Source organism: Desemzia sp. AGC72, from assembly GCF_057334175.1.
Genome location: NZ_JBHFIG010000002.1, coordinates 207,392 through 226,249, shown reverse-complemented (window position 1 = coordinate 226,249; position 18,858 = coordinate 207,392). Strand labels below are relative to the sequence as shown.

13 protein-coding genes are annotated in these 18,858 nt (G+C 38.0%); 2 read left to right on the top strand and 11 right to left on the bottom strand.

Going from position 1 to position 18,858, the window contains the following annotated elements; genetic code table 11:
- The 8 genes from dnaI to murC form a co-directional block, all read right to left on the bottom strand.
- Nucleotides 1-935 (bottom strand): primosomal protein DnaI (gene dnaI / locus ACE025_RS02640; RefSeq protein ID WP_485937185.1); only part of this gene is annotated, 935 nt, incomplete at its 3' end.
- Nucleotides 936-937: 2 nt separating this feature from the next.
- Entirely contained in the window at nucleotides 938-2,386 is a 1,449-nt protein-coding gene (locus tag ACE025_RS02635; RefSeq protein ID WP_485937183.1) for a replication initiation and membrane attachment family protein, read from the bottom strand.
- Between the two features lie 24 nt (nucleotides 2,387-2,410).
- Entirely contained in the window at nucleotides 2,411-2,878 is a 468-nt protein-coding gene (gene nrdR, locus ACE025_RS02630) for a transcriptional regulator NrdR (protein WP_092479739.1), read from the bottom strand.
- Nucleotides 2,879-3,089: 211 nt separating this feature from the next.
- On the bottom strand, nucleotides 3,090-3,689 hold the full coding sequence (gene coaE, locus ACE025_RS02625; protein ID WP_485937180.1) for a dephospho-CoA kinase: 600 nt from the start codon (nucleotides 3,687-3,689) through the stop codon (nucleotides 3,090-3,092).
- 16 nt (nucleotides 3,690-3,705) lie between these two features.
- A complete protein-coding gene (mutM, locus tag ACE025_RS02620) occupies nucleotides 3,706-4,584 on the bottom strand; it encodes a DNA-formamidopyrimidine glycosylase (protein ID WP_485937178.1) in 879 nt (292 codons plus the stop codon).
- A gap of 30 nt (nucleotides 4,585-4,614) precedes the next feature.
- Complete coding sequence (gene polA / locus ACE025_RS02615; protein WP_485937176.1) at nucleotides 4,615-7,275, bottom strand: DNA polymerase I; 2,661 nt, start codon at nucleotides 7,273-7,275, stop codon at nucleotides 4,615-4,617.
- A gap of 165 nt (nucleotides 7,276-7,440) precedes the next feature.
- A complete protein-coding gene (locus ACE025_RS02610) occupies nucleotides 7,441-8,673 on the bottom strand; it encodes a carboxylate--amine ligase (protein WP_485937173.1) in 1,233 nt (410 codons plus the stop codon).
- Between the two features lie 218 nt (nucleotides 8,674-8,891).
- Complete coding sequence (murC, locus tag ACE025_RS02605; RefSeq protein WP_485937171.1) at nucleotides 8,892-10,223, bottom strand: UDP-N-acetylmuramate--L-alanine ligase; 1,332 nt, start codon at nucleotides 10,221-10,223, stop codon at nucleotides 8,892-8,894.
- Nucleotides 10,224-10,731: 508 nt separating this feature from the next.
- On the opposite strand from murC, the gene ACE025_RS02600 reads away from it, so the two are divergent.
- Both ACE025_RS02600 and ACE025_RS02595 read left to right on the top strand, forming a co-directional pair.
- The gene (locus ACE025_RS02600) at nucleotides 10,732-11,556 is read left to right on the top strand and encodes an aldo/keto reductase (protein ID WP_485937169.1); all 825 of its coding nucleotides are present in this window, start codon (nucleotides 10,732-10,734) and stop codon (nucleotides 11,554-11,556) included.
- A 205-nt stretch (nucleotides 11,557-11,761) separates the two neighbouring features.
- Nucleotides 11,762-13,162 (top strand): FAD-binding oxidoreductase, encoded by a 1,401-nt coding sequence (locus ACE025_RS02595; RefSeq protein ID WP_485937167.1) that lies wholly within the window; start codon nucleotides 11,762-11,764, stop codon nucleotides 13,160-13,162.
- Nucleotides 13,163-13,224: 62 nt separating this feature from the next.
- On the opposite strand, the gene ACE025_RS02590 is transcribed toward ACE025_RS02595, so the two are convergent.
- The 3 genes from ACE025_RS02590 to ytpR form a co-directional block, all read right to left on the bottom strand.
- Nucleotides 13,225-14,886, bottom strand: a complete 1,662-nt coding sequence (locus tag ACE025_RS02590; RefSeq protein ID WP_485937165.1) for an FAD-dependent oxidoreductase — start codon at nucleotides 14,884-14,886, stop codon at nucleotides 13,225-13,227.
- Between the two features lie 134 nt (nucleotides 14,887-15,020).
- On the bottom strand, nucleotides 15,021-18,074 hold the full coding sequence (locus ACE025_RS02585; RefSeq protein WP_485937163.1) for a DNA translocase FtsK: 3,054 nt from the start codon (nucleotides 18,072-18,074) through the stop codon (nucleotides 15,021-15,023).
- Between the two features lie 175 nt (nucleotides 18,075-18,249).
- Complete coding sequence (ytpR, locus tag ACE025_RS02580; protein ID WP_485937197.1) at nucleotides 18,250-18,858, bottom strand: YtpR family tRNA-binding protein; 609 nt, start codon at nucleotides 18,856-18,858, stop codon at nucleotides 18,250-18,252.

The following is an 18,858-nucleotide window of genomic DNA, read 5'->3' as shown; positions in this document are numbered from 1 at the left end:
TTTTCATATTGCTGTTGGCGTCTGTTGACACCTTGCATCGGTACTTCTTTCGCCAAAAAGCGTACACGCTCCATAATACGTTGAGCTTTTAATGGTTCATCTTCTCCACGTTGAGAAAATGTCAGATGTTCTTCCAATTGTTTCAAATCTAAGTTAGACGAAAAGAACGTTGGCAATTGTTCTTGCATACGATATTGTAAAATAACACCTAGCACGTCATCTCGAATCCAACTGGACATCGAGTCTGCTCCGATATCATCTAACATTAAAATAGGAGCACGCTTGACGGCTTCAATTTTTTCACCCGTAGTGTTTTCACTGATAGATTGCTTCATTTCAACTGCAAATGAAGGGAAATGCATCAGGGTAGAGGGGAATCCACTCTCTGCCAAGTCATGTGCTATCGCTCCCAGCAAATACGTTTTTCCCACACCAAACGAACCTTGCAAATACAATCCACGATGGAATTTTTTAGGAGCTGTCAAGTAGGCTTCAATAAAATCCAAAGCTTCCATTTTTGCTTGTAATCTTTCAGACGTATTCTGAAATTCATCTAACGTTGCTTCACGTATCCCTTTTGGCATATCCATTGAGTGAATCAGATTCTTGATACTTTTCTCGCGTTGTTTTGCCACCAACTCAGCAGTAGGTACGTACGTTACGTCAATGTAGTGATGGTTCATGATCAACTTTGGCTGGTACCCTGGAGCGAGCTGATTCTCATTATTCTCTTGATGCTTTTTCTTTTCATTAACAAATTCATATAGCTTAGCAGCACTTTTTTCTATCGCGCTGTTATCTAACATCTCTGAATGTTCTTGTATAAATCTGACTACATCCGGATCTTTCATGACTTCTTTCATCAAATGATTGAACTCTTCATTCCATTTTCGTTCTTTGATGATTTTTGTCAGACTTTTTCCCACATCATCCATTCTTACTCACCTTCTTTTTGCATATTCCGAATACGTGCTAATCTTTCCTGGAGTTGTTTTTCAACCTCTGGACTTATTGCAGTCTCTTCGGGTGCTTTATATCCTTCTTTAGCCCAATCAGGCAGTTTTTCTTTTCGAACAGTATTTTTATTTCGCGAATAATTGCTGTTTGAACGAGAGGCGTTTGTTTGTTTCCGCTCTTGATTTTTCTTATACTTATCTGCATTTTCTTGATACATTTCACGCACTTTTTTCAAAGCCGCTTCAGGTGTTGTAACTTTGTTTTGAGCCCAGTCATTTGAAATTTTATAAGCCAATCCCTTTTCAAAGACCACGTTTCCTTGGATGACCAAAATATAATGGATCAAAATATTGATTACAGCATTTGGCAAGCGTGATTTTTTTACGACATCTTCCAATGTCCATTCTTCAGGTTTAGAGATGTATCCATTTTTTTGCTCTTTGATACTTCTCATAAATTCAGCTGGGGAATATTGATGGCTGGATTCAATGATCGCGATATCATAATCAGAAAATCCCTGACCCTTCAAATTTTGTTTGTGTTGTACTTGCGTCGTTGACATTTCTTCCAACTCTTGTTGAACCACATCATTCAACTGTACTTTTTCATTCGTATGACGATGGAAGTCATCCACCACGTTTTTCTTTAACAAACGAGCATCGATCGTTCCTGTGTTTATATCGGATGCCTCTAATATATATTGCTGCATCGTCAACTCATCTACCCCATACATATGATGCAGCGTCAAGATCGTTTCTCGAATATCTGCGGTTACTGACGAACGATTGACATAATGTTGATTCAGACCATTAAAGAAAAAGTTCCAATCAAATGAATCTGAATCTAAAGAAATCGTTGATCTTGCCGAGTCGCCAATCAATGTGCCAGAAGACTTAAACAGTTCCTCATGCTGTTTCAATTGATTGGTATTTAAATGATAAACATCCAAAAATGATTTTGTGATTTCTACAAATTGATCTTGATCAACAGGTTCTACCGAAAATCGATTTCTGAGGTTTTTGAATTTTCGTTCGCCCACTCTCTCCAACAGCAGCAAGCTAAATAGATCTTCTTCAAAAAAAGCTTTACTGGATTGAGGTTTTTGAAGTTCATAGACATACAATTTTTCTGGATCAGTTTGTACGAATGTCTTCAATAAACCAATAGCTTCTAACCGGATTCTAGCCTGATACACTTCGGGCATTCCGATATTCAGCAACGCCAATAATTCTGCATGAAGTATCCCTTCACTCCAATAGGTGTCTTTTTCTGTTTCCGTCCATAATGTCATGTATAAACTATAAGCAGTCGAACCAATCAAAGGTTGATACAAAAAGGTGAGTATCTGTTGGTCGATATCCGAAAGCAGACTGCTTTGTCTTACCATAAAACCATCTTTTGGACTAAGATTTTTCCAAGGATATGACATTTTTGATTACTCCCTTCGTACCAATTATTTCTTCTCGGTTTTTTTTCGTTCTAACTCTTTCATTTCTTCCATAAATACATCAATGTCTTTGAATTGGCGATAAACACTAGCAAAACGGATATACGCTACATCATCAACTTCTGCTAGTTTTTCCATCACATGTTCTCCGATAACGGTAGAAGAGACTTCATTTTCTCCTAAGTTGCGCAGTTCATTTTCAATTTCATTGACCATCTTTTCCATTTGGTCCATAGGCACAGGTCTTTTTTCACAAGACCGGATAATACCCTTGAGGATCTTTTCGCGATTAAATTCTTCACGGTCTCCATTTTTCTTCACGATTAATAATGGAACACGTTCGATTCTTTCAAAAGTTGTAAACCGATATCGACACGATTCGCATTCTCTACGACGTCGTATAGCTCGTCCTTCGTCTGCAGGACGACTGTCAACGACTCTAGTTCCATTGTTTTGACAGCGAGGGCATTGCACTGTTCATCATCCTTTTTTTTAGCTGTATTTTTATTAAAAAAATCGCATTTCGCCTTATTATATGAATTATTATACCATACATTTAGTTGCTTAAAAACACTCTAAATGCTGAATATATGGGGATAGCCATTTCATTTTCTAGCGATTCAACCTGGATTCTATACAAAAAGACTAGCAGCAAGTTTATTGACCCTGCTGCTAGTCTGCTGTTTTACTGCAAAAATTGCTGTTTCTTTAACCAATTCATCACTTGGTTTCGAGTATTTTCTTTTGTTCCATTGTTGTCGATCACAAAGTCAGCTTTTAAAACTTTATCCATAATAGGTGCTTGTGCAGCTATTTTTTTCCGGGCTGTCTGCTCATCGATTTGATCGCGTTCCATTAACCGATTTAACTGGACTTCAGGAGTAGTTGCTACAACCATTACTTGGTCAACAACTTCCTGATAACCACTCTCGAATAATAATGGAATATCTAAAACGACTAATGGATGTTTCTCTTTGATGTACCGCTCTTTTTTATCGTGGATCCATTCTGCGATCAAATCTCCCAAAATTCGGTTCAATTTCTCTAATTCCTGTGGATTTTCGAAGACAATTTTGCCTAATACTTTTCGGTTTAAGTGTCCATTTTCAATAACTTGGTTTCCAAAGACCACTTCGATGCGTTTTAATCCTTCTGTTCCTGCTTTTACGACTTCTCGAGCTCCAACATCAGCGTCAACTACTGGAATTCCATTTTCTTTGAAGAATTTACTAACCGTTGATTTTCCAGTAGCAATTCCGCCGGTCAATCCTAAAATAAGAGACATTGCTGATCCTCCATCCTTACCGTTTACTAGCATCATAAGAGTTCATTGCAGGTAAAACATTTTCTTCTGTCAACTTTTGGCATTGGACACAGTAGTGCGTGCCACGCTGAGCGACTTTTATTTTTTGAACAGGATTCCCGCAACGAACACACGGCTCACCTGTTTGACCATAAACTTTCAAGTCTTGCTGGAAACTTCCTGATTCTCCTAATGCATTTAAATAAGTTCGTATAGTTGTTCCTCCAGCTTGAATCGCTTTCCCTAACACTTCGATGATAGATTGATGCAATACAGCTGCTTCTTTGGGTGTCAAAGAATTTCCAGGTCTTAAAGGGTGGATACCAGCTTGAAACAAAGCTTCATCTACATAAATATTTCCTAGACCCGTCACGAGGCTTTGATCCAATAAAGCAGGCTTGACAGCTTTTTTGATCCTACTCAATTTAGCTTGAAAAGGTTCTAACAAAAATACATCTGCAAAAGGCTCGGGCCCTAAACGCTTGATTCCTGCAACAGTTCCTTCTTGTCCCAACAACACCAATTCCATACGACCGAACTTTCGCACATCTAAATAACGGATATCTCTTCCGTCTTTCAAATGAAAGACGACGTGTGTGTGCAATTTGAGCGGTTCTTCAGTTGGCACCACTTCATACTTTCCTTCCATTCTTAAATGAGAAATGAGAGTATGCTGATCAAAATCCAACAGCAAAAACTTTCCTCTGCGTCTGATTTTCTGCAGCTGTTCACCCACTAATGCATTTTTAAACGATTCGCCGACTAGGGAGCCTGTTATGATTCTTTCCCAAAAAACATCTACTTTTTGAATGACTGCTTTTTCCACAAGATTTTCTAACCCTTTGCGGACCGTTTCTACTTCTGGTAATTCTGGCAACCTGTATTTCCTCCATTCGTGCAAACAAACTTATTTGGCATCATACCAACTTTGGCCGAAGTCGCTTTCTACTTTCAAAGGAACACTTAATTCGACCGCATGTTCCATCACATCTTCAACCAATTTCTGTAATGCTGGAATCTCTTCTTCTGGCGCTTCAAAAATCAACTCATCATGCACTTGCAACAGCATAGTAGCTTTTAGATCAGATTCTTTTAAAGACTGAGCAATTTTGATCATCGCTACTTTCAAAATATCAGCTGCACTCCCTTGAATCGGCGTATTGATCGCTGTTCTTTCCGCAAAAGAGCGTAAGTTGAAGTTGCGTGAATTGATTTCCGGCAAATAGCGGCGACGGTTGAACAACGTTTCTACAAAGCCTTTTTCTTTTGCTTCGCGAACTACTTCATGCATATACGTTTCGATACCTGGATATTTTTTGAAGTACGTATCAATGAACTGTTGCGCTTCTTTTCTTGTGATCCCAAGATTTTGAGATAAACCGTAATCACTGATTCCATACACGATCCCGAAGTTGACAGCTTTAGCTCGGCGACGAATATTAGAAGTCACGTCTTCCGGCTTCTCAATGCCAAATACACGCATTGCTGTACTGGTATGAATATCTTGTTCTTCAATAAACGCCTCTTTCATGTGCTCGTCATTAGAAATATGAGCCAACACTCGTAATTCGATTTGGGAGTAGTCGGAAGCAAAAATTTTCCATCCTTCTTCGCGAGGAACAAAGGCTTGTCTAATTTTCCGCCCTTCTTCTAAGCGAATAGGGATATTCTGCAAGTTGGGATCCACTGAACTTAAACGACCAGTACGTGCGATAGTTTGCATGTAGCGCGTATGGACTCTGCCTGTATCTTCACGAACCACTTTTAATAAACCTTCTACGTAAGTGGATTGAATTTTAGCAATTTGACGATAATCTAAAATGTATTCTACGATTGGAGCTTGATCTTGCAATTTCTCCAATACGTCGACTGCAGTAGAGTATCCCGTTTTCGTTTTTTTAATGACCGGGTAGCCCATTTTTTCAAATAAGATCACGCCTAATTGTTTAGGAGAATTGATGTTGAATTCTTCTCCTGCTTCAACATAGATTTTTTGTTCGATCTCTTTCAACCGAGCAGAAAACTCTTCTCTCATTTCTTTCAAACGATGACCATTCACTGTGATGCCTTGTATTTCCATATCTGCAAGAATTTTAGCCAGCGGCAATTCCATATCTGCAAAAAGTTCTTTTTGGTGATTATTCTCTAATTGTTCCATCAAATCAGGACCTAAAACAGCGATTGCTTTCACTTTACGTGCCAAATGTGTGTACATTTCAGTGATGTCCTCAGGAACTTTTATTTTTGCTCCTTTTCCATAAACAGTCTCATCATTTGCTACATCATGATAATTGTATTCTTCTGCAATCGCAGCTAAATCGTTAGAGTTGTCTTTAACGTCGAGCAAGTAAGCTTCTAGTAAGACATCATATTTTACTGCAGCTAATTTGATACCATAGCGATTCAACGCTACATACGTTTGTTTTGCATCAAATGTCCCTTTAGAAAGCGAATCATTTTCTGCCCATTCTTTAAACAAAGGAGACGTCAAAACATCTTCAGCAGCACCTACATAGATGTGGTCCTCATTTCCCCAGCTTACGCCAACTACTTCTGCCGTGTGATAGTTATCGCTCAACAACTGCAGGTAAACAGCCATATTATCTGTGAACATGTCGCTGGTAACTTCTGTCACCACTTCAAAATTGATTTCTGTTCGCTTAGCTTCTTTCTCTTCATCCAATTCTGAAGTGTCTAATTTGCTCAAATGAGATTTGAAGTCCATTTCTTTATAAAATTCGGCTAATTTTTTTAAATCAGCACCTTTATACTCTACATCTTCAATAGCGATTTCAAGCGGTGAATTCGTATCGATCGTTGCTAGACGTTTGCTCAAAAATGCTGTTTCTTTATCATTGATCAGATTTTCTTTTCGTTTACTTGGTTTCATGCTGTCGATATTTTCATAAACGCCTTCAACTGAACCAAATTCTTCTAATAATTTTAAAGCCGTTTTTTCTCCGATTTTTGTGACACCAGGAATATTATCCGAACTATCTCCTGCCAGACCTTTCATATCAATGATTTGTAAAGGAGTGATCCCCATCTCTTCTTTGATTGATTCCACTGTATAAGGTTTCAGATCGGAAACGCCTTTTTTCGTAATATCTACACGAACATTTTCTTTTGCTAATTGAGTTAGATCTCGGTCCCCAGATATGACAACGACATCAAATTTTTCTGGATCAGCCTGGACAGATAAAGTCCCAATGATATCATCGGCTTCATAGTTAGCCAATTCGTAATGTGCTATCCCGAACCCTTTCAACAAATCTCTTAAGTACGGCATTTGCTCCGTAAATTCGCGAGGTGTTTTAGACCTGCCAGCTTTGTATTCTGGGAAATATTCTGTCCGGAATGTTGTGTTTCCAGCATCAAATGCTACCAGAATATGAGTCGGTTTTTCTGTATTCAATACGCTTTGGATCATGTTATGGAAACCATAAAGTGCATTTGTATGCAGTCCATAATGATTTTTGAATTTCTCTAATTGACCATGCAACCCGAAAAATGCGCGGAAAGCCACACTGCTGCCGTCTATCAGTACTAATTTATTTTTTTTAGCCATTTTATATCTCCTCATAACTGTTATTTAGCTGCTTTTTACTGAGCCCATATAGTTTTTCTCTTTATTATTCTATCAAAAAAGACAATACATAGCGAGAATTGAACCATACACTCCTTCTACACGAGGACAAAAAACAAAGAGACCAGTTCCCTAGTCTCTCTTTCATTAATTCTTTTCCCAATTTAAATTTTTGTACTTTTTAAAATAATTGATTTGACGTAAAGTCATGAAAGCTTTACGCTTCCAACCTTTGTCATGTCTGTAAAATAAAGGGTTTTTGTATTTTCCTTCTTTGATCAATTTTCGAACTTCAGCCGCTACTTCCGGGTTCGAAACATGACGTTTCAAAACGCCTTTTGGGATCACAGCAAATAAATGGTCGCTTTGTACATATTGCAATTCTTTTTCTTGATGGTAGATCACATCATCGACGATCATTTTGGCAATGTTATGCCCGCTTTGAGTCAAATAGTAACTTGAACGCCCTTGGCGAATATTGACTTCAAATACTTTAAACGTATTGTCGCGCTCATCATATTTGATATCAAAATTAGCAAATCCAGTATAATTGATAGCTTGCATAAACTTGACCAACTTATCCATCATCTGTTTGTTTTCTCGTACGATCAAAGAGGTATAATTCCCTACACCTGATTTAGTCGGTTCTTGAAGGACCACTTGCGCAAATGAGATCAATTGTGGACTCGCTTTACGATCTGCATAATATACAGCATCCCACATGTAAGTATCATCTCCAGGAATGTAATCTTGGATGATCAACTCATCTGTATAACCACTATTTTTGATTTTATTTATTACACGATGCAACTCGTATTCATTATTTACTTTGAATACTTTTTGCATTCCTTCAAATGGATGTTTGTAGTACTCAATACCATTACTTGGCTTAACAATTAATGGGAAAGGCACTTTTTTATTAAAAGGGGTTTCGTCTTTACAAGAGTAAAAGAAAGTCAATGGAGCATCTAGACCATGCTCTGCACATAACTGGTAAAAATTCTTTTTCAAGAATAATTTAGGAACCCACTCTTTATCAATGTAGCTAAAAACGAAATCTTCAGATAAGGTCTCTTTATTATTAATGATAAAAGTGACATAAGTATCGTTTGTTCCAATCAATATCAGCTCTTCATAATATTGATGGTATTCTTTAGCCAAATTCTTCAAGTAGTCGATAAAAAAAGCTGTATCATTGATTTTATCTGTATAATAAAATTTTTCGATAATCGTACTGCCTGTTGTGTAAGGAATAGGTGCTTTCCCTACAACAATTGGTTTTATTCCATATTCTTCGTGAAAAGAAATCGACATGGTATAACAATTCAAGTCGGTACCTATAATAATAGGAAGGAATTTTTTTTTGCCAGTTTCTTTCATTCTGTCTTCTCCTCTTATTAGCATATTTAAACGGTGATTTGCGTAAGTTCTCCGTCAATGAAACTGTTGCTTATCTAAATTCAATTTATTCGTTAACCTTACTAATTATAAATTAGGCTAGTAAAACAGTCAAGATAAGCAACTTCTGACTACATAGGTAATGTTATCTTGATGATAGAAAAAAAGAGATAGATAATTCTATCCCTTTTTATTTGATTTTACTGATTGCTTAAAGAAGTTTGACTTAAAATGGTTTCATAAGCTGTTTCGAATTTTTGGACATCACCAGCCCCCATAAAAATAACGACTGCATCATGATGGACCAATAACGGAGACATATCGTCCTCTGTAAGAATCGGTGCTCCACTTTCGATTTTCGCAGCTAAGTCTTCGATCTTAACTTCGCCTTTTTCTTCTCTTGCAGAACCGAAAATATCACATAAATAAACGCTATCGGCTAAGCTTAAAGCTTCTCCAAATTCACTCATCAGTGCTACTGTACGTGTAAATGTATGAGGTTGGAAGACTGCAATGATTTCTTTATCGGGATACTTTTGACGAGCAGCATCAATTGTAGCACGAATTTCAGAAGGGTGATGAGCGTAATCATCAATAATCGTCATATCTTCCATCTTCTTCTCCGTAAAGCGGCGTTTCACACCTTTAAAGGTCATCAAATTCTCTTTTACCTGTTCCATATCAATGTTCTCGTAATGGCAAATCGCAATCACTGCTAAAGCATTCAAGACATTATGTTTTCCAAAAGTAGGAATCTCAAAATGACCAAAATATTCATTGTCATTATACACATCAAACTCAGAACCAGTTGTAGAACGAGTCAGATTTTTTGCTTGAAATTGATTATTGTCTTCGAATCCATAATAAACAACTGGAACACTTGCTTCTAGTTTTTGCAGCTGCTTATCATCCCCGCATGCAATAATGCTTTTTTTCACTTGATTAGCCATCGTTTGGAAAGCATCCACTACATCTTCTAAACTTGTGAAGTAATCCGGGTGATCATAGTCAATATTAGTAATGATTGCATAATCTGGTTTATAAGCTAAGAAATGGCGACGGTACTCACAAGCCTCAAGTACAAAGAAATCAGCATCAGGTACTCCATGACCTGTTCCATCTCCGATTAAGTAGCTGGTTTCTTCTATATTTCCCATAACATGGGACAATAGACCAGTTGTACTGGTTTTACCATGAGAACCCGTAATGGCAATACTTGTATAGTTGTTGATCAATTCAGCTAAAAATTTATGGTAACGCACAATCTCTAACCCAAGTTCTTCAGCAGCTACGATTTCTTCGTGAGTGTCTGGAAAAGCATTTCCTGCAATAATAATTTGTCCTTTTTGGATGTTTTGTTTGTCGAAAGGCATAATAGGAATGTGAGATTCTTCAAGATTCTTTTGAGTAAAGAAGTATTTTTCAATATCGGAACCTTGGACTTTAAAGCCTTTGTCATGCATTATCAAAGCTAAAGCACTCATTCCTGACCCCTTTATTCCTACAAAATGATACGTCATTTCTTCATTCATCTTTTCATATCCTCCATACTGTGAATCAACTAATAAAAACTGGTCAGATCCAACACTTTGATTTTGTTCATCTCATTTTTTTACATAGAAAATAAATCAACGTTTAAGAAAATTTACCTTGTATTGTTTCTCTATTCTTAAGATGATTTTTATAGGTTCATTTTTTATTAATAAGCCTTACTTATCTTTTGTATAGGCTCAGAACGGATACAGTATACCATGATTTAAATCAGACTGAAACTCAAAAATACCAAAAAACTTATTGTTGTAAAGTCTTAACAACATTAAACCGCCTTCATTGCAAATATGTATCGGAATTAAGACTATTCTATGAAAAATTAAGCCATTTAAAGCTTTTTCTCTGCTGACTAGTTGTTACAGGGGATTTTTTATTCCATAAGTCTAAACTAAGTTTACTTGATTTGTATCAGGTAAAATACTAGCGAAAACCATTACATTGGAGTAAAGTAGAGATGTTAACGAACATATTAAAAGGAGGATTTTACGCATGGCTCAAAAGAACACTTTTGTTTTTCACAATGATATAGAGATTCCACATATTGGTTTCGGAACTTGGCAGATCCCTAATGATGAGGTGTATGAACCAGTTACTGTTGCTTTAAAAACTGGATACCGCCACATTGATACAGCTGCTGCTTACCAAAATGAAGAGAACGTTGGAAAAGCGATCAAAGATTTTGGCTTAAAACGGGAAGAAGTATTCATTACTAGTAAATTGCGTGCAAGTATTAAAGGTTACGAGTCTACTTTGGAAGAATTCGAAAAAACAATTTCTAAATTAGGCGTAGATTACTTGGATCTATATCTGATTCATGCTCCTTGGCCTTGGGAAGAAAAAGGAAAAGACTGTACTGAAGGCAACGTACAATCTTGGAAAGCAATGGAAAAATTGTACAACGACGGCAAGATAAAAGCTATCGGGGTATCCAACTTCGAGATTTCAGATCTGCAACCGATTATTGATCAATGTGATATCGTGCCGATGGCTAATCAAATTCCTTTTTACATTGGTCGTTACCAAGCTCAAAAAGAATTAGTCGATTTCTGTCATGAGCACAATATTGTTGTAGAAGCTTACTCTCCTCTTGCTACAGGTGAATTATTAAATGGTAAAGAAATCACTGAATTGGCAGAAAAATATGACGTAACACCTGCTCAAATCTGTTTACGCTACTGTTTAGAAAAAAACACTTTGCCATTACCTAAATCAACACATGAAGAACGTATTGTTGAAAACATGCAGCTGGACTTTACGTTATCAAAAGAAGACGTAGCTCTGCTAGATGCTGTTAAAGACGTACGTCAATCATAGATAAAAACAAAATACATTACTTGCAGAAGTTGAAAGAACTCACTGGCTCTGTTCCAGTGAGTTCTTTTCTTATTTAAATGAGAAACATCACCTTTTTGAGTTCTTTCGTCAACTTGCGGTTGTCAGATCAAAAACAGAGTGCTAAAGTGTTAATGAAATGGTTTTCAAGCCATTTAGTGTGTATTTCGAAAGGAGTTTTTTGAAAGTGAATCAAGTGTGTACTATACCTGAAAAAGAATTGTCTCTATTAACAGACATCATTTCCGATCCGAATCGTATGTTGGTAGGAGAATTTATCCCGGAGGATTATTTATCTGACGAGTACGTTAAAGCAACAGGCAAAGTGTACGCTGTTGCTTTGCCTGTAAATAAAGAAGAAATCATTCAATTGGTCAAATTTGCACAATCAGTAGAATTACCGATCATCGTTCGCGGAGCTGGAACGGGATTATCCGGCGCTACCGCCCCGATGAAGGGTGAATTGGTCATTGACGTTCATTTGATGAATAACATCATCGGACTGGATGAAGAAACCTTGACTCTAACAGTTGAACCGGGAGTATTATTGGGCGAAATTCAAGAATTCATTGAAAAGAAAGGCTATTTTTATCCGCCTGACCCAGGATCTAAACACTCTTCTATTGGTGGAAATGTCGCTACCAATGCTGGTGGGATGAGAGCCGTTAAATATGGTGTTACACGAGATTACGTGAGAGAAATGGATGTTGTTTTAGCTAATGGCGAAGAAATGACATTGGGCTCTTTGAACATTAAAAGCAGTTCTGGATACGATTTGAAAGATTTGTTTATTGGTTCTGAAGGAACTCTTGGCATCACAACGCTGATTAAATTAAAAGTTATTCCTCTCCCAAAAGCAAGTCTTTCGGCTATAGCTGCTTTTTCTACATTGCAAGACGCAACTAACGCTGTATTGGATATTTTAAAACATGGCGTGGATCCAACTGCCTTGGAGTTCTTCGAAAAAGAGGGTATTGCCATCAGCGAAAGAGAAAACAACATGCTCTTTCCTGTTCAAAACGGACAAGCGTTTCTATTGATGACACTTGACGGCGACAGCAGTGAGTCTATTGCACGCCGTATGACTTTATTGGAAGAAACGGTCAAACAACACAACTTAGTTGAATTACTACCTTTAACTGACCCTGCCGATGAAAAAACAGCTTGGTTTTTACGCGATACATTATTGACAGCTGTTGTCAATTACACCGAGCAAGTAACGATGGATGAAGTAGTGCCTATTAATCAACTAGCTGCTTTATATCAATACACAAAAGAATTAGAAGCCGAAAGCGGATTAAGTATGATCAGTTTTGGACACGCAGGAGATGGCAACTTACATACGTGTGTAGCCCGAGGAAAAGTCACTGATCAAACAGAATGGGAAACGAAACGCGACGATGTTTTACACAAACTGTATGCTAAAATAAACGAGTTAGGCGGTCTGCCTTCAGCAGAACATGGTATTGGCGTGATCAAAAAACCTTACTTCAAAGAAATGACTGCTGATATCAACATTGAGATGATGCGCAAAATCAAGTCAGCATTTGATCCAGGCAACCGATTGAATCCTACCAAGTTATTTTAATCTAGATTACAAACAAAAAAAACGAAGGTGATTATAAATTTGGTCTCCTTCGTTTTTTTGTTTTATTTTTGCTGTTTCATTTTTTTATACAGTTGGTAGTTCTTATTGCCTCCAGAAAGATTGTAGACTTCTTTAAACCCTTTATTCAATAAAAGATTCTGAGCAGCATTTCCCGTAACACCTTTATTGCAATAAACGACTGTAGGAAGTTGAGGATCTAGTTCTTTTGAACGTTCTCTTAATTCAGCTAACGGGATATGGATTGCGCCTTCTACATGTAATGTCTCATAATCTTTTTTTCCGCGTGTATCAATAATCTGCATGGTCACATCGTGTTGTTTCTCCATCAATTCTTTAGGTGTGAGCAAGGGGTTGCGATGCAAAGCATTTTCTAGGGCCATTCCAGTGTACATTACAGGATCTTTTGTGGTAGCAAATGGTGGAGCGTAAGCCAAATCCAAATGGAATAAATCTTCTGCTTTAGCTCCAAAACAGATAGCCGTAGCTATTACATCGATTCGTTTGTCTACTCCATTCGCACCAATTGCTTGAGCACCTAACAGACGTCCAGTTTTTTTATCTGCAATAGCCTTTATTGTCAGTTCTTTTCCCCCCAAGTATTCTGCGTGGTCCGGTTTGATATTGACAAGCACTTCAGTCTCGTAACCTGCCTTGTTTGCTTCTTTTTCGGTCAATCCGGTTTGTCCCATTTGCATATCAAATAATCGGAATATTCCTGTTCCCAGCACTCCTCTATGTTCTAATTTCCCACCGGTTATCACATCACCGGCGATACGGCCCATTTTATTGGCTGTAGAACCCAGCGGACGATAAAGGGGTTTTCCAGTAATCACTGAAAAACTTTCTGCTGCATCACCTACTGCGTATATATCAGAAATATTGGTCTGCATTTTTTGATTCACGGCAATAGCCTTAGATTCTCCTAAAGCCACTCCGATTTCTTTGGCTAATTGAGTATTTGGTCTCACTCCAGCAGCTAAAATCACTAAGTCCGTGTCAATAGCTGCTCCATTTGCAGTGATGACTTTTTCTACCGCTCCCTCGCCTAAAACTTCTTTGACAGTATCGTTTAAGTAAAGAACAACTCCTTTATTGCGCAAATATTCTTCTGCTCTAAAAGTCATATCTGCGTCCATAGAGGGCATGATTTGGTCTTCTAATTGAACGATCGTCACATCAAGACCTTTACGAGTCAATTGTTCTGTCAGTTCCAGGCCAATAAAACCAGCACCTATAATCAGAGCTTTTTTTGGTTGTTGGCCGGACAAAAATTGTCCGATATTACGATTGTTCTCAATAGTACGTACTTGAAATACATTATCATAGCTCGCTTGATCAAATGGGGGCGGAGTGAACGGAGATGCTCCTGTAGCAAAAACCAACACATCATAATGATCTTGTTTTACTTCTCCCGTTTTTAAATTAGTGACCATAATGGTTTTTTCTTCTCGATTCACTTTTGTGACTTGGTGCTCTGTAAAAATGTCTACAGCGTATCTCTTTTTGAACCACTCTGCATTACGAGGAACCAAAGTATCGATTGATTCAACCTCTCCTCCGATTTGATACGGAATCCCGCAAACTGAATACGAAATATCTTTTCCTTGATCGTAGACAACGATTTCTGCTTCTTCTGTATTTCTTCTTGCTTTAGCCGCAACAGATGTACCTGCAGCTACCGATCCAACAATTACTATTTTCATTTTAGCACCTCGTTTTTCTATCCTTCTCATATCTTATATCCAAATATAAATTAGTCTCCATACGTTGTCAAAGGACTTCGATGCAAAAAGAAAACGAGAACTCCCATTTAAGTAGGGAATCCTCGTTTACTCATCTATAAAAACTTTTCTTCATAATCAGACCTTGTTAAAAATACATCTCTTGGTCTGGATCCTTTATTTTCTGAAATCAAATTTTTGCTTTCTAATGCATCGATCAAGTTTGAAGCCCGATTAAAACCGATTTTGAATTTTCTTTGCAGTGAAGAAGCCGATACTGTTCCTTCATCTATAATAAACGGCAATACTTCGTCCAATAACTCATCTTTTCCTTCCAGAGCCTCAGCTTTGGCTAAAAGGGATTCCGATTGGAAAAGATAATTCGGTTCTTGCTGCTCTTTTACAAAATCTACAATACCATCGATTTCTTCTTCAACATAGGTTCCTTGGATTCTGACAGGCTGACTCGCTCCATTGCCTTGGAACAACATATCTCCTCTTCCAAGCAGCTTTTCAGCTCCGCCTGTATCTAAAATAGTTCTTGAATCGACTTGGCTGGAGACCATGAAAGCTATTCGAGTCGGAATATTATTTTTTATCGTCCCAGTGACTACATCAACACTCGGACGTTGTGTCGCTACAATCAAATGTATTCCTGCTGCTCGAGCTTTTTGAGTAATCCGAGCAATCGATTCTTGAACTTCGTTACTGGCTACCATCATCAAGTCAGCCAATTCATCGATGATGATAACGATATAAGGCATTTTCAACGCATGGTCTCCTCTTGCTTCTGCCTTTTTATTGAAATGATCAATATTACGGACTCCGCCTGCAGCTAATTTTTGATACCGTTCTTCCATCTCATTCACAGCCCATTTCAGCGCCTCATTTGCTGCTTTGGGTTCCGAGATAACCGGAGACAATAAGTGAGGTAAATCATTGTACGGCGCTAATTCAACAGCTTTTGGATCGATCAGGATCAACTTCACTTCATTAGGTGTTGCCTTATACAACAAACTGACTAATAAAGAGTTGATGAATACACTTTTACCTGAACCGGTAGCTCCGGCGATCAAACCATGCGGCATTTTATCGATGGTAGATACAACAGCTTCTCCAGCCAGATTGACGCCCATTGCGATAGTCAATGGAGAGTCGCTATTTTCAAAGGCTTTACTTTCAATCACCTCAGAGATCATGACCGGGCGGGATTTCAAGTTGGGGATTTCTACCCCGACTGTACTCTTACCAGGTATTGGAGCTTCTATCCGAATGTCTTTGGCAGCTAAAGCTAATTTCAAATCATCTGAAAGGTTTGTGATTTTATTTACTTTCACACCTCTACCTAACTGCAATTCAAATTGCGTAATAGCAGGGCCTATCGTCCACCCGACAACTTGTGCTTCAATATTGAAAGCTTCTAAGGTTTCGTTCAGGCATTCAGCTTGTTCTAATACCCAATCATCTATAGCATTCGGTTCAAAAGTAATCGGCTCATTCAACAGATCCAACGAAGGAAATTTGTACTGCAGAGATTGATTCTCAGTAGTCAATCTGCCTTCAACGGGTTTCCACTCTTCCTTATCAAATTCTTTGTTCTCTTCACTATTTTCTTCCTGATTAGCGATATCGCTCAGTTGCTTATCTTCAGGCTCTGTATAAATCGCCCCTTGTTCATTGTCCAAAATGTGATCAGTTGAATATTGGGTTTCATCTTCTTCAGTTGTATCATCCGGAGTTACAATAGCTTCCTCTTGAAGAACACTGGCATCATTTACTGATTCTTCTAGTAAGACAGGTTCTTCGGTTTCAAGATCTTTCAATTCAACAACTTCAGCATCTACTACAATAGGAGCTTTTGAGGTACTAAGATCATCTTCAAAAACAACGTTAGTCGGTTCTTCAAGTAAGCTTTCCAATTCATCAGAGGAAGCTCCACCTTGATTCATCTGGGCTAAGAGTTCTGTGATTGTTGCAGGATAAGCAGAAGTCGTACTGCTGACGATTTCTTCTTGCTCTTCCTCTTCTATAGGTTCATTTCCCATTTCTTCAACGACCAGTGTTGAGTTCTCTAAAGGAGCTGGGCTCTCCACAAGAGAGGGCTCTTCTATGAGTGCCTCCAGCTCTTTTTTGTCTTCTTCTTCTTGGTTCTCTTTTTGAACCATTTCAGTAAGGGTAGCTGGGTAATCAGAAGTTTCTTCCTGATCTGAATATTCAGTTTCTTTTATTTCCGCTGGTTCTATACTCTGATCTGATTCAACGACAACCTCTTCCTCAACATCCCTTTCAGCTTTTACTGAAACGGGTTGATCTTCGACTGTCATCGGAGCATCTAAAATAGCTTCCAATTCTTTAGAGTTTTCTGACTGATTTGCTCTTGCCAGCAACTCTGTGATTGTTGCAGGCTGAGAGTTGGATTCTAAATTCGTTTCCTCGAAATAGCGGGCAATATTTTTCCCTTTATTCAATCGCTCATCTTGTTCCTCTTGGATCATTCCAGCTAGAGAACGAGATAACCCTCTTTTCTTGCTTTCTTTTAATGGACTATTTTCTGGGTCTTCTTCCGGAACAATCGGATCTTCTATTTGTTCAAAAAGATGATCGGCTGTCTCTTCAATACGTTCCACCAATTCATGTGGCACTTCTGCTTCAACCGCTGAAAAATCTTCTGTGCTCTCTTCGGTCAGGTCAGTTTCATCAACCTCTTCCAACAAAAGAAGATCTCTTTCTGGTTCCAGAGGTTTCAACTCTTCTTGTTCAGAGTTGCAGTCCGTCTGCTCAAATTGTTCTTTACCTAATTCAGACAGATAATCCTCAAGTAATAAAAAGTCTTCATTTTCTTTTGTTAAATTCTGATAAATGATGGCGTATTGTATCTCATCTTTTTTCTCTTCTCTTCTTTCTTGATAACCATAAAAAGGAGAAGGTACTTTTTTTACTTTGAATGGTGTCGAACTTCGATCTTCTTGATAAGGAGTTACTTTATGAGTCAATCCTTTTGAAGACAACGTTGATTCAGCAACCGGTTTAGTTTCATGGTGTTTAAAAAACGGAATATCATTTGTGTGGCTTTTCTCTTGTTGTTTTCTAACTTCACGAGGAGTCGTTTTCTGAACAGTTCTCTCTGGTTGAAGTTGTCTATGAAAGACTGGGCCTTGATATTTGGCCATAGTCGCTCTCCTCCTTCTGACTTGGTACTCAGCCATTTTATCATAATTCAAGCTTGGTTAGTAGGTTTGTTCTAAAGTTCTCCTATTCGATTTATTCAGCTATTCAGATTTTTTCCCATATAAAAAAGCTGTCAACTAACGTTACATTAGTTGACAGCTTCTGATGATTTTGGTCTTAGCCTTTGAATGCTTCTCCAGTAACAGCTGTTTCTGGTAAAACCAAGATACCTTTTTCATTTGGTGCATTTTCCAATTCCAATTCTCCCGCCGAACAAATCATTCCATAGCTTGGTTCTCCGCGCAATTCGCCATCCCAAATCACTAAGCCGTTTGGCATAACAGCACCGACCTTAGCGACAACTACTTTTTGACCTTCGGCAATGTTTGAAGCACCACAAACGATTTGTACCACTTCGCCATTGTCAATTTCAGTTTGAGTGATCGACAAATGATCTGAGTCAGGATGAGGCACACATTCTTTGACGTGCCCTACAACAAATTTAGGCGTATTATCGGCCTTTAATGTTTCTTCAAATCCTGCTGCAACTAACGCTTGGTTTAGCAATTCAATACTTTTTTCAGATAATACAACAGGACCGTTTGCTTCAATTGTCATGATGTCAGAAACATTAAAAAAATTGTATCCTACAGTTTCGTTAGATTCTGCATCAAATATACGAGCAATATTCTTTTTGCGTTCAAAACCTTGTGCTTCTTTTTCACTATTTTTCAGCATCAAGAGCAAAGTATCTCCCACGCCTTCTTTATTATAACTGCTTACAAT